We start from the raw sequence: 12842 nt of genomic DNA, 5'->3' as shown, positions 1-12842 counted from the left end.
CGCCATGCGCTGCGTCCTGGCAGCGTTGCTGTTCACGACCATGGCGGTCGCGGCTCCCTGCCTCGCCGCACCGGCGCTGCCTGGCGATATCCTGCGGGATATCGAGTCCCTCAAGGAGAATCTCGCGGAGGCCGACGCCCCCAGCGAGGTCGGGGCGCTCGAGGATCGTGCGCTGTCCCAGGCCCAGCGTCTGGCGGGCGGTAACGCCGCCGACCGTTGGGCGCGGGCGCTCTACCTGCAGCTGGCCTCGGAGGCCGCCGTTCACCGCAAGGCCTATCTCGACGCCGCCGAATACATCGCCAAGGCTCGGGCGGTGCAGGGCATGGATGCGGCCATGCGGGCCCGCTGGCTTCGCCGGGAGGCGAACCTGCGACTCGCCGGCGGCCAGCAGGCGAGAGGAGCAGGCCTGCTCTCGGACTGGCTTGGCGAGCATCGGGGGGACGCCGCCGATTACTGGCAGCTCGCCGGCGCGCAGGCGCGGCTCGAGCGCTGGGATGAAGCGAAGGAGGCGGTCTCCGCCGGCTTGGCGCGGGATGATTCGCCGAGCGATACACGGCTGATGCTGGCCGCCAGTATCTTTCAGCAGGCCGGCGCGGATGATCAGGCGCTGGGCATGCTCGAGCGGCTGCTTTCCCGCTCGCCGGAGAACCCCGATACATGGCGGCGGGCCGCCGGGTTCGCGCAGCGGTTGGATCAGCACGCGCAGGCCGCCGCACTCTGGGAAGCCGGCTGGCGCCAGGGCGTGCTCAAGGGCGATGACGCATTTGAACGACGCATCCGGCTGCATCTGGCCGCTGGCACACCGGCGAGGGCTGCTGAGCTTTTGAAGGCCGCACTCGAACAAGGCCGGCTTGACGACAGCCTGGCGCGTCGGCGCCTGCTGGCGACCGCTTATCAGCAGGCGCGGTCTCGTGGCCCGGCGCTTGCGGCCTGGCGTCATGTCGCCGAACGTAGCGGCAAGGCCGAGGACTGGCTGTACGTCGGCCAGCTGGCGGCGGGGTGGGGCAAGGATGCAGCCGCGCAGGAAGCGCTGTCGCGGGCACAGTCCCTGGGCAGCGAGCAGGCCAGCGAGTGGTTGAAGTATCTCGACCAAAACCCGCTGTCGGCAGCCCGGTAGCCTGGTAGGGAAGCGTTAGGCACTTATCGTCATTCAAGGGCGACCCATGACGCGTCGGGGCGGCGCGCCCTGGGCAATCGCACCGGGTCACCCGAGCTAGATTGGGCCAGCCGGGCGCACTATCCAGACCGGACTGGCTAGATCGTACTGGCTAGATCGTAGTGACTAGAGAGCCAGCTCGGTCCACACCGGGGCGTGATCCGACGGTTTCTCCATGCCGCGCAGCTCGTAGTCGATGTCGGCTGCGGTGACCTTGTCGATCAGCGGTCGGCTGACCAGGATGTGGTCGATGCGCAGGCCGCGCTTGGGATCGCGATCGAAGCCCTTGGAGCGGTAGTCGAACCAGCTGAAATGATCGTCGCGAGTCGGGTGCACCAGGCGGTAGCTGTCGGTCAGGCCCCAGTCCTTGACCCGGCCCAGCCAGGCCCGCTCGATGGGTTGAAAGCTGGTTTTGCCCTCGCGCAGCCAACGCTTGCGGTTGGATTCGCCGATGCCGATATCGCGATCTTCCGGCGAGATATTGAAATCCCCCATGATGGCGATGCGCTGATCCGGCTGGCAGTCTTCCTCGAGCAGCCGTGACAGCTGCGCGTAGAAGCGCTCCTTGTAAGGAAACTTGGTGGGGTGTTCGATGTTCTCGCCCTGAGGAAAGTAGCCGTTCCAGACGGTGAGGCTTTCCCCGTCGGCCAGGCGCAGCCGTGCGCCGATCATGCGCCGCTGGGCATCGTCGTCATCGTCAGGGAAACCGTAATGCACTTCCTCGGGCTCCTGACGGCACATCAGGGCCACGCCATAGTGCCCCTTCTGGCCATGGAAATAGACGTGGTAACCCAGTGCCTCCAGGGCCTCACGGGGGAATTCGCTGTCCTGGACCTTGGTTTCCTGCAGCCCGATCACGTCCGGCGAATGGGCCGCCACCAGTGCTTCGAGCTGATGCGGGCGTGCCCGCACTCCGTTGATGTTGAACGACACCAGCCGCATTATTTGCCCTCGCCCTCGGGTCGGGAGTTTTTCTCCGGATGAATCTCGATGGTCTGCGCTTGCTTCATGCGCTCGAGCTTGCGGGCGGCCTGCTGCTTGCGCTGGTCCTGCTTCTTGGCGGTGAAGCGCCGTGATGAAGCCACCTCATCGGGATGATCGTGGCGCCACTGCTTGTAATCCTTGCGCCGGCCGGTGCGAATCGTGACCTTGTCGGCCAGCGAACGGGTCTTCTTTCTGCGTGTCATGACATCGTGTCCTTTCTTGAGCGACGGTCATTCTAGCAATCACCGGGCGCTACCAACAGCAATCACCGGGCGCCGCCGGCTGAGGGCAGCCGACCCCGGTGCAATATCCAGGCCCAGCATCAGCTACCCTGCCGTCGCCTTTGGCCTGCTTGAACGTCGATCCGGCGAACATCCTGGATGGCCAAGGTATCACCAGACAAGCCGAGACGGCCAAGGGCTGGTACAATACCCCACCCGGAACTGGCCTGACCCTGGCGTCAGTGCATCACATCCACTGTTATTGGGACCTAAGCACAGCCTATGAGCGAGTCGGAACAGAATCCCGCCCCGGCGCAGACACGCAAGCCGAAACGTCGGCGCCGCAAACCGCGCAAGTCACAGTCCAACTGGGACATTCGCCAGTTCCAGGTGCCTGCCGTCGCGGGCAAGTGGCGTTTCCATGACTTCGACCTGCCCCTGCCGCTGATGCGTGCCATCCATGCGCTGGGCTTCGAGTACTGCACGCCCATTCAGGCCGAGGCGCTGGCACAGACCCTGCTGGGTGGTGACGTGGTCGGCAAGGCCCAGACCGGCACCGGCAAGACCGCCGCCTTTTTGATCTCGCTGATGGCCTACTTCCTCGAAGAAGAAGCGCCCGACGGTCAGAAGCCCGGCGCCCCGCGCGCGCTGATCATTGCGCCGACCCGTGAGCTGGCGCTGCAGATCGAAAAAGATGCCAAGGCCCTGGCGCGCTTCACCAAGCTGAATGTGGCTAGCGTCGTCGGTGGCATGGACTACCAGCAGCAGCGCGATCAGCTGGGCAAGAAAGTCGATGTGCTGGTGGCGACCCCGGGTCGCCTGCTCGACTTCCACGAGAAGCGCGATGTCGACCTGACCCAGGTCGAGGTGCTGGTGCTCGACGAGGCGGATCGCATGCTGTCGATGGGCTTCATTCCCGACGTCAAGCGCATCATCCGCCACACGCCCAAGAAGGAAGAGCGTCAGACCTTCCTGTTCTCGGCGACCTTCACCCCGGACATCCTCAACCTGGCGAGTCAGTGGACGCTGGATCCGGCACATGTGGAGATCGAGGTCACGGTCGACAACGCCGCCGACATCGACCAGCACGTCTATCTGGTCAGCGACGAAGACAAGTCACGCCTGCTGATCAACCTGTTGAAGGACGACAGCCTCGAGCGGGTGATGGTGTTCTGTAACCGTCGCGATCTGGTCCGCAAGCTCGACGACCTGCTGCGTGAAGCCGGTGTCAATGTGGCGATGCTCTCCGGTGACGTGCCGCAGACCAAGCGCATCGAGACCCTCGAGCGCTTCCGCGAAGGCGAGGTGCGGGTGCTGGTAGCGACAGATGTGGCCGGTCGAGGCATCCACATCGAAGACGTCAGCCACGTGATCAACTTCACCCTGCCGGAAGACCCGGAAGACTATGTGCACCGCATCGGCCGCACCGGTCGCGCCGGCGCCAAGGGCGTATCCATCAGTTTCGTGGGTGAAGAAGACGCCTTCTCGCTGCCCGAGATCGAGCGCTACATCAACGACAAACTGCCCTGCGAGCACCCGCCGGAAGGCACGCTGTAACGGCGAAGGCCGTAAGGACGATATCGACGATGCTGGACGAGGCGCTCAAGGGCGACATCCAGACCGCCTACCGGCGGGTTCTCGAGGGCCTCGAGCTGACACCGCGCTACGGTCAGCGACTGATGATCGCCGAGATCGCTCGTACCCTGGCGGGAATCGAGACCGATGATGCCGGCAAGCGGACCTCCAACGAGCATGTCTGCGTGCTCGAGGCCGGCACCGGCACCGGCAAGACGCTGGCCTATCTGCTGGCGGCCCTCCCTGTGGCCAAGGCTCGCGGCAAGCGGCTGGTGGTTTCTACCGCCACCGTGGCGCTGCAGGAGCAGGTGCTGCACCAGGACTTGCCGGCCCTCAAGGCGCATAGCGGGCTCGACTTCGACTATGCCCTGGCCAAGGGGCGCGGACGCTATATCTGCGTGTCCAAGCTCGAGCAGGCGCTGGATGGCGTCGAGGACAACCCGACCCTGTCGCTGTTCGAGCAGGCTATGGAGTCCCGCGACGGCGACGATTTTCATGGGCTGGTCAAGGAGCTGGCCGAGGCCTACGGCAACGGCCGCTGGGAAGGGGATCGCGACAGCTGGCCGGTGGCCATCGCCGACCCGCAATGGCGCCGCCTGACCACCGACCACCGTCAGTGCACCAACCGCCGCTGCGACCACTTCAGCGCCTGCGCCTTCTTCCGCGCCCGGCGCTACCTGGACAGTGCCGACATCATCGTCGCCAATCACGACCTGGTACTCGCCGACCTGGCCTTGGGCGGGGGTGCGGTGCTACCAAGTCCCTCCGATTGCATCTACGTCTTCGACGAAGGGCATCACCTGCCCGACAAGGCGATTGGCCACTTCACCCATCGCTTCGCCGTCAACGGCGCCTTGCGCTGGCTGCGCACCCTTAAAAAGTCGCTGACCGAGCTCAATACGGCGCTCGGCGTTCAGCCGACCCTGGCGCGCCTGTTGGGGGGCTTCCCCGAGGCGATCGCCGCGCTCGAGCCACGCCTGGGGGAGGTCTTTGCGCTGGGCCACCAGCTCGCCGAACTGCCCAATGGCGCCGGTGAGGAGACCCATCAGCTGCGTTTCGACATGGGCCGCGCGCCCGAGGCGCTGCGCGAGCAGGCCGGTGTGCTGGTGACGGTCTTCGCCGAGATGTCGCGCAATCTAGAAACCATGGCCGATATCCTGCGCGAGAGCCTCGATCCGGAGAAGTCCACCGGGCTACCCCGGGAGCAGGCCGAACCCTGGCTGCCGCTGATCGCCCTGTTGCATGGCCGCGCTCTGGAGGCTCACGCCCTGTGGTTGGCCTTCAGCGAGGTCGACGATACCCAAGAGCCACCGCGGGCGCGCTGGTTAAGCTTCGAACAGATCGGCGGCGAGCCGGAGCTGGTCTTCGCGGCAAGCCCGGTCTCGGCGGCCAATACCCTGGCACGGACCCTGTGGGGCAGCTGTCACGGTGCGGTGGTCACCTCGGCGACCCTCACTGCCCTGGGGCGTTTCGAGCGCCTGCAGGAGCGTGCAGGGCTCGCCAATCGCTACCGCTATCAGCGCCTACCCAGCCCCTTCGACTATTCCCGTGCGGTGCTGAGCGTGCCTCGCGAAGCCGTCGACCCTGGCGACCGTGAGGGCCACGAGCGTGCCATCGTCGACTTCGTCCAGGGGCTAGACGACGATGAAGCCGTGCTGATGCTGTTCTCGTCGCGGGCCCAGTTGCGCGCCGTGGAGAAGGCATTGCCGCGCTCCTATCGCGAGCGCGTGCTGGCCCAGGACCGGCTGCCCAAGCGCGAGCTGATCGAGCGCCATCGCACGCGAGTCGATGCCGGGGAGGGCAGTATCATCTTCGGTCTGGCGAGTTTCGCCGAAGGCATCGACTTACCCGGCAAGTACCTGACCCATGTGGTGATCACCCGTCTGCCCTTCGCGGTCCCTGACGACCCGGTGGGGGCGACGCTTGCCGAGTGGATCGAGAGCCGTGGCGGCAATCCTTTCATGCGCATTACCGTGCCGGATGCCTCGATAAAGCTGGTGCAGGCCTGTGGTCGACTGATTCGCAAGGAAGACGATTGTGGGCGCATTACACTGCTCGACCGACGGGTGCTGACACGCCGCTATGGTCAGGCATTGCTCGACGGTCTGCCGCCCTTTACCCGCGAAATTGATGGCGTCGTGCAGGGCGGGTGATGTCCCTTGGCGCATGGGTGCCGAGCGTGGAAAAGGCGGCCTCTCGGGACTATGTTGCTCAATGGGATGTCGTTAAAAAAGGAAAACTGCATGTATATCGCACTGAAATGGGACCACTTGATTGGTGCTCACTTCGTCTCCTGGATTGTGGTCGAATGTTCGGCGGTGGGCGAGAAGTTTGGTTTGCCGCAGGCGCTGCCGCCAAGGCGCGACGCGGCCTATTTCGTCGACCCGGAGACGGCGGAGCAGGACGCCAAGGCGTTTGCCGAGTACAAGAACGCTGAGGTGACGACCACGCCTAGCGACTATAGTCCCTATCTCTCCGACCACCACGGCTATTGCCACTATCAGTGGGATCACACCTACCTGGAAGAGCTGGTGAAGCATGCGGTGTTGTACTGGGAAGACGGCCAGCATCGAAAGCCGGCTCCAGTGCGTGACGATATTGCCTACTTCGTCTGCCCCGATGCGTCAGAGCAGGACAGTCGTTTCTTCGCTCAGTACAAGCTCGAGCAAGCTGAGCGCCAGGTGGCCTGAAGGCCGGCGAGGCTAAACGCTAGAGTATTGAATGACCGGTATCACGCCCAGGCAGGCAGCCGCGACAATGCCGCCATAAAACGAAAAACGCCCGCTATCATAGCGGGCGTTTTCTATTGCAGCCGACGGTGGCAATGGCTGCGAGCACATCACGAGGTGCTAGTCACGACGCTTGGACAGCACCGGGGCCAGTTTTTCGTTCATGGCGGTGAAGGTGGCAACGGTGGTGTCCCAGTCGATGCAGGCATCGGTAATCGACACGCCGTAGGCCAGGTCCGCTTTGTCGTCCTTGATCTTCTGGTTGCCCCAGCCGATATGGGATTCGACCATCAGGCCGATGATCGAGCGGTTGCCCTCGAGAATCTGGTTGGTGACGTTTTCCATTACCAGCGACTGCAGCGCCGGATCCTTGTTGGAGTTGGCATGCGAACAGTCGATCATGATGTTCGGCTTGATGCCTTCCTTTTCCAGTTCCTTCTCGGCAAGCGCTACGCTGACGCTGTCGTAGTTGGGCTTGCCGTTGCCGCCGCGCAGCACCACATGGCCATAGGCATTGCCGCGGGTACGGATGATCGCGACCTGGCCGGCCTGGTCGATGCCGAGGAAGTTGTGCGGGTGCGCCACCGACTGCAGAGCATTGACCGCTACGTCGAGGCTGCCGTCGGTACCGTTCTTGAAGCCGACCGGGCAGGACAGGCCAGAGGCCATCTCGCGGTGGGTCTGGGATTCGGTGGTACGGGCGCCAATCGCCGACCAACTGATGCAGTCCTGAAGATACTGCGGGGAGATCGGATCGAGGGCTTCGGTGGCGAGCGGCAGGCCCATCTCGGCGAGATCCACCAGCAGCCGGCGCGCAATGTGCAGGCCTTCTTCGATCTCGAAGGAGCCGTTGAGGTGCGGGTCGTTGATCAGGCCTTTCCAGCCGACGGTCGTGCGCGGTTTCTCGAAATAGACGCGCATCACGATGTACAGGCTTTCCTTGACCTCATCGGCCAGGCGACGCAAACGCCGGGCATAATCCAGCGCCGCGTCCACGTCATGGATAGAGCAGGGACCCACCACGACCAGCAGCCGTGGGTCGCTGCCGTCCAGAATGCGCTGGATGGTCTCGCGGCCCTCGATGACCGTGCGTTCGGCGGCGTCGGTCAGGGGGATTTCCTGCTTGAGCGTCTCGGGAGTGATCAGGACATCCTGGGCCAGGACGTTGAGGTTATTGACCTGCTGTTGTGACATGCCGCTACCTGTGACGTGAATACGCGCGTGAAAATGATGAAGAGACGCCTACTATCGCTCGTGGGGCTAGTGAAAATCAACGGCCGCAGGGAACTCGTTGCCGGCACCTGCTGTCCCAGCGGTTCGTTATCGCTGGCATGCTGTGTGCTTGATGGAATGCCAATAAACAGGAACACTGACGGATAACCATCACCGAATGCCACCAGGTTTCCACATAGACGTTATGACTGCTTGTTTGCTTAAAGCGTTCACCGAGAATTGTACCTTCGGACGAAGCTTCCCTGCGAGGCTGCCCTCTGGAGCGTCGATTGTACGCCCTACCTGTATTAAGGGGGGCTGAATGGATACCCGGGAAACCGATCAGCAACTCGTTGAGCGCGCTCAACGGGGAGACAAGAGGGCCTTCGATCTGCTGGTGAAGAAGTATCAGCACAAGATCATTGGCTTGATTGGCCGCTACGTGCATGACCACGCCGAGGTCCAGGATGTGGCCCAAGAGGCCTTCATCAAGGCCTACCGAGCGCTGGGTAAGTTTCGTGCCGATAGCGCCTTCTATACCTGGCTATATCGCATTGCGATCAATACCGCCAAGAACCACCTGGTGTCCCGTGGGCGTCGTCCGCCGGGTAGCGATATGGATATCGTCGATGCCGAGGTCATCGATCAGAGCGGCCGGCTTTCCGATGTCGAGTCACCAGAGGCGGCCATCGCGCGTGATCAGCTGGAAACGGCGGTCTTCGAGGCGATCGAAGCGCTGCCAGAGGATCTGCGCACGGCGATTACTCTGCGTGAATTCGATGGTCTGTCCTATGAAGATATTGCCCAAATCATGGACTGCCCGGTCGGCACGGTGCGCTCGCGCATCTTCCGTGCCCGGGAGGCCGTCGATCGCCATATCCAGCCGCTGGTGGTGACCGCCAGAACCCAAGACATGGTGCATTAATGATCGATTCCAGCATTTTTGCCTTTAGGGCTGAACTGTTGTCGCCTTCTGGCGTCACATGCATGGGTCGAATGTATCGCGGTGGCAATGCCTTGAAAGGGATGGTCTGACGCTAGGCGTCTTTCTCATCTGGGTAGGCAGGTCGTAAAGGCACGTTGTCACCACTCGAGTCGACAACTGATCTAAGGGCGACACGCCTTAAAGTGTGAGGGTGTAAGTGATGAATCAGAATTCACAGGAGTCATTGTCTGCCTTGATGGACAGTGAGGCAGACAATCTCGAACTTCCTCGGGTGCTCAAGTCGCTGGACGAGTCCCCCGAGGTCGCTGAGACCTGGCGCCGCTACCATCTGGCTCGCAGTTTGATGCAGCGAGACCGGGATATCGATGTGTCCACCGATCTGTCGGCAGGCATCATGGCGAGGCTCGCCGATGAGCCGTCACCGGAAATCGAGGCGCCGGTGGCGCCGTCGCGCAGCCTGTTTTCCCGCGCTGGCTCCTTTGCAGGCAGTGCGGCCGCGGCCGCTGCGGTCTCGTTGATGGTGATTACCGGCGTGCAATTTTATAACTCGCCTGACGAGCGTGCCCAGTCAGGCCAGGCCGGTCTGGTCAGCGCGCCGAGCGGGGGCAGTGGCGTTTCCAGCCAGATTCAGCGACCGTCCTTGGTCGACTTGCCGCTGTTTCAGTCGTCCGCAGCCGACCGCGGCCTGATGAATGTCGGCGCCACCGTCGAATCACCGATGATGATGGCGCCTAGCGTTCGCCAGTCGCAGCGCGGCGATCAGCAGCAGGCCCGCTTGCTGCAGTCCTATCTCGACCGCCATGCGGAAGGCGCGGCATATCGTAGTGGCGATGCCTGGATGCCGCTGCTGAGGGCTTCAGGCCAAGAGTCACTGGGTCTGCGTTGATGCTGGTGTCCCCTGTCATGAGCCGAGATCCTGGCCGCTGTCGGTCGCTTCCCCAGATGTTGACGTTCGCGGCCTTGCTGGCAATGGCTTGGCCGGCGGCATCGGCCCTGGCGGCCGAAGAGAGCGCCGATGGGTATGACTGCCAGCGACTGGAGGCGCAGGCGGCACCGGCCACGGCCAGTGATTGGTTCGGTCGCAGTCTCTGGGCCAACCACTGCTATGAGTTCAAGGCGCGCGCCGTGCGCATCGGTAGCGACGGCGTGCGGACCCTGGCGCTGACCCATAATATCCGTGACGGCATCGAGCATGAGGTGGCGCGCTTCCTGGATGGCGATCCCGTCGTATTCGAACGTCGGGGGCGCATTGGCCGCGGCGGCTGGGCCTCAGGTGACGCCAACGCGCCGACTTCGCCACAGGCGATCATGGCCAAGCTCGACGAACACTATCGTCTCAGCCTCGGTGGCGAGGAACGGATTGCCGGCCGTGCCGCCGTTCGTCTGGATATCGAGCCGCTCGACGATATGCGCTTTGGGCAGCGCCTGTGGTTAGACAAAGTAACGGCGCTGCCGCTCAAGCAGATGTTGCTCGATACCCAAGGGCGAGTACTCGAAACCTTCCAGATCACCGACATCGAACATCCCACGGTGTTCGAGGGCCAGATCGAAATGGACCGAGTGCGCCCCTCTCCCAACGATGCCTGGCAGCCCGGTTGGCTACCGCCCGGGTTCGTTCCTCAGCCGGTGGCTACGGCCGATGCCAGTCACGCCGATAAGGTGCCTCATCGCCTCTTCAGCGATGGTCTCTCCAGCCTCAGCATGTTCGTCGAACCTCTCGACCCCGAGCGTCCCGCGCTAGCCCCAGGCCTGCACCGCCTTGGCATCTCTTACGCGGCGGTTCGACATATGGTGCTGGGCGGCCAGCCCATGCAGGTGGTGGCGATGGGGGAGTTGCCGCCCAAGGTACTGATCAGGGTGGTCGAGCGGGTGGGGCTTGCCGGTGCCGAGAGCAGTAGCCAAGTGCTCAGTGACGAGGTGTCCAGCGACGCCTTGAGCCCTCAGGAGGCGCCATGACCGCAAGCATTGGCATGACCGCGGGGCACTGGCTCGAAGCCACGGCGCGGGTCGATGCTCTTCTGCGTGAAGGCGCCCGTGTCAGCGTGCTTACCCAGAGCGGCTGTGCGGGCTGTGCTTCCCGAAAGGGCTGTGGCACTGGCCTGCTGGCGACCAGGCGCAAGGCTCGCCCCCGGCAGCTGACCATTGAGACTTCATCTGATTTGACGGTAGGCCAGACGGTGCGAATCGGCCTGCCGGCTCGACGTTTCCTGCAAGGGGCCCTGGCGATCTATGGCCTGCCCTTGGTGACGTCATTGCTTGCCGGTGGCGCCGCCGAGGCCTGGCTGGCGCCCGGCCATCCGCTGGTACCGGTGGCCTTCCTGGCCGGGCTTGCCTGCGGCGTGATCGGCCTGGCCCTCTGGGGTCGGTGCCAGCCTGGCAGCTACCGTCCGGTACTGCTCGACCCCTCTCCGCCTTGATCGCCGGGCACGCCAACAACATATAACGATTATATTAGGGATAGTTCATAGGAATGGCCGAGACTCCGTCGCATCGGAGTCGCTGGCACTCACCATTGCCGATCCACGCATTGCCTTCCCATGCTGTTGCAGGAGTGATTATGGAACGCACGCTTCGCCATTCTTTCATGTTTGCCTTGCTGTTAATGCTGTCTCTGGCCTGTGCCTCGGCCCAGGCTCGTGAGCTACCTGACTTCACCGAGCTGGTCGCCCAAGCCGCCCCCGGTGTGGTCAATATCTCGACGACACGCACCGTCTCATCGGGTGGTTTCTCCTATCACGGCCCCGGCGGTGAGGATATTCCCGAGATCTTCCGGCGCTTCTTCGGCGACCAGCTGCCCATGCCGGGTGGTGGCCAGAAGCAGGAACACGAGCGTCAGTCGCTCGGCTCGGGCTTCGTGATCAGCGAAGATGGCTACATCATGACCAACGCACATGTGGTCAAGGACGCCGATGAGATCCTGGTGCGTCTCAATGACCGCCGGGAGCTAAAGGCCGAGCTGGTCGGTGCTGATACCAAGACCGATGTCGCGCTCCTCAAGGTCGATGCCGACAATCTGCCGACACTGGATATCGGCGATTCCGATACCCTCGAGGTGGGTGAGTGGGTCGCGGCCATCGGTTCACCCTTCGGTTTCGATCACTCGGTCACCGCTGGCATCGTCAGTGCCATCAACCGCACGCTACCGTCCGATGCCTACGTGCCCTTCATCCAGACCGATGTGGCCATCAACCCGGGCAACTCCGGCGGACCGCTATTCAATCTCGACGGTGAAGTGGTGGGTATCAACTCGCAGATCTTTACCCGTAACGGTGGCTACATGGGCCTCTCGTTCGCGATTCCGATCAGCGTGGCCATGGACGTTGCCGACCAGCTCAAGAGCGAAGGGCACGTCAGCCGCGGCTGGTTGGGTGTCGTGATCCAGCCGGTGTCGCAGGATCTGGCCGAGTCCTTCGGGCTTGACGGCCCCAACGGAGCGCTGATTGCCGATCTCGACCCCGATGGCCCTGCCGCTCGCGATGGCCTTAAAGCCGGCGATGTGATCGTGGGCGTCAACGGTCAGGAAGTCGATCGCTCCAGCACCTTGCCGCGACTCATCGGGCGAGTGCGTCCGGGCGATGATGTCGATCTGGACGTGATGCGCGATGGACGCCAGCGTGAGATCACGGTCACTGTCGGTGACTGGCCGGATATGGCCAATGGCGGTCAGGGCTCGAGCCAGTCCAGCGACAGCCAGACGCGTCTGGGGCTGACCGTCACTACCCTCGATGATCAGACCCTCGAGCGTCTGGGCGTCGACGGCGGTGTGGGTGTCGAAGCCGTCGAGTCCGGCGGTGTGGCTCAGCAGGCCGGCATTCGTCCTGGAGATGTGCTGGTCTCCATCGGCGATCAGGCCATTACCTCGCCGAAGCAGCTGATGTCGGTCATCGACTCCCTGGAGTCCGGCCACGCCGTGCCGGTACGCCTCTATCGTGAGGGTCGCTCCTTGTATATCGCGCTGCGACTCGAGGCCGACGACTAATCTCACTCGATACTAACGACGGGGCCTGCGGGCCCCGTCG

Annotated in this window: 12 protein-coding genes; 9 read left to right on the top strand and 3 right to left on the bottom strand. The window is 63.4% G+C overall.

Translation table 11 applies throughout. The features are described from left to right. Positions 1-4 precede the first annotated feature (4 nt). The gene (locus BLR71_RS06995; protein ID WP_245696370.1) at positions 5-1117 is read left to right on the top strand and encodes a tetratricopeptide repeat protein; all 1113 of its coding nucleotides are present in this window, start codon (positions 5-7) and stop codon (positions 1115-1117) included. Positions 1118-1282: 165 nt separating this feature from the next. Here BLR71_RS06995 and xthA read toward each other — a convergent pair whose 3' ends face one another. Together xthA and BLR71_RS06985 are read right to left on the bottom strand one after the other, a co-directional pair. Beyond that, positions 1283-2098 (bottom strand): exodeoxyribonuclease III, encoded by an 816-nt coding sequence (xthA, locus tag BLR71_RS06990; RefSeq protein WP_092524525.1) that lies wholly within the window; start codon positions 2096-2098, stop codon positions 1283-1285. Further along, positions 2098-2343, bottom strand: coding sequence for a hypothetical protein (locus tag BLR71_RS06985; protein ID WP_092524523.1), 246 nt, complete (start codon positions 2341-2343; stop codon positions 2098-2100). Before BLR71_RS06985 ends, xthA begins: the two co-directional genes overlap by 1 nt. Positions 2344-2643: 300 nt before the next feature. Between BLR71_RS06985 and rhlB the strand changes: the two genes are divergently transcribed. The 3 genes from rhlB to BLR71_RS06970 all read left to right on the top strand — a co-directional run bounded on the left by rhlB (position 2644) and on the right by BLR71_RS06970 (position 6626). Continuing rightward, entirely contained in the window at positions 2644-3918 is a 1275-nt protein-coding gene (rhlB, locus tag BLR71_RS06980) for an ATP-dependent RNA helicase RhlB (RefSeq protein WP_092524521.1), read from the top strand. A 29-nt stretch (positions 3919-3947) separates the two neighbouring features. Further along, a complete protein-coding gene (dinG, locus tag BLR71_RS06975; protein ID WP_092524519.1) occupies positions 3948-6089 on the top strand; it encodes an ATP-dependent DNA helicase DinG in 2142 nt (713 codons plus the stop codon). Between the two features lie 90 nt (positions 6090-6179). After that, complete coding sequence (locus BLR71_RS06970) at positions 6180-6626, top strand: hypothetical protein (RefSeq protein WP_092524517.1); 447 nt, start codon at positions 6180-6182, stop codon at positions 6624-6626. Positions 6627-6785: 159 nt separating this feature from the next. Here the strand turns inward: BLR71_RS06970 and BLR71_RS06965 are convergent, their stop codons facing one another. Continuing rightward, positions 6786-7859 carry a 3-deoxy-7-phosphoheptulonate synthase gene (locus tag BLR71_RS06965; protein ID WP_092524515.1) on the bottom strand — a complete coding sequence of 358 codons (1074 nt, stop codon included), beginning with the start codon at positions 7857-7859 and terminating at the stop codon, positions 6786-6788. A 340-nt stretch (positions 7860-8199) separates the two neighbouring features. Here BLR71_RS06965 and rpoE point away from each other — a divergent pair, with 340 nt between their 5' ends. From rpoE to BLR71_RS06940, 5 genes are all read left to right on the top strand, one after another. Then, positions 8200-8802, top strand: a complete 603-nt coding sequence (gene rpoE, locus BLR71_RS06960) for an RNA polymerase sigma factor RpoE (protein ID WP_092524513.1) — start codon at positions 8200-8202, stop codon at positions 8800-8802. A gap of 220 nt (positions 8803-9022) precedes the next feature. After that, positions 9023-9709: a sigma-E factor negative regulatory protein gene (locus BLR71_RS06955; protein ID WP_092524511.1), complete on the top strand. Its 687-nt coding sequence runs from the start codon at positions 9023-9025 to the stop codon at positions 9707-9709. A 17-nt stretch (positions 9710-9726) separates the two neighbouring features. After that, the gene (locus BLR71_RS06950; protein ID WP_245696369.1) at positions 9727-10779 is read left to right on the top strand and encodes a MucB/RseB C-terminal domain-containing protein; all 1053 of its coding nucleotides are present in this window, start codon (positions 9727-9729) and stop codon (positions 10777-10779) included. Next, on the top strand, positions 10776-11240 hold the full coding sequence (locus tag BLR71_RS06945) for a SoxR reducing system RseC family protein (RefSeq protein WP_092524507.1): 465 nt from the start codon (positions 10776-10778) through the stop codon (positions 11238-11240). The genes BLR71_RS06950 and BLR71_RS06945 overlap by 4 nt, the downstream gene beginning before the upstream one ends. Before the next feature lie 140 nt (positions 11241-11380). After that, positions 11381-12802, top strand: coding sequence for a DegQ family serine endoprotease (locus tag BLR71_RS06940; RefSeq protein ID WP_092524505.1), 1422 nt, complete (start codon positions 11381-11383; stop codon positions 12800-12802). Positions 12803-12842: the final 40 nt, after the last annotated feature.

The sequence above is a fragment of the Onishia taeanensis genome (genome assembly GCF_900100755.1).
Taxonomy (GTDB): Bacteria; Pseudomonadota; Gammaproteobacteria; order Pseudomonadales; family Halomonadaceae; genus Onishia; species Onishia taeanensis.
Note: the sequence above shows the minus strand (reverse complement) of the source record. Positions and strands in the feature narration are given on the sequence as shown.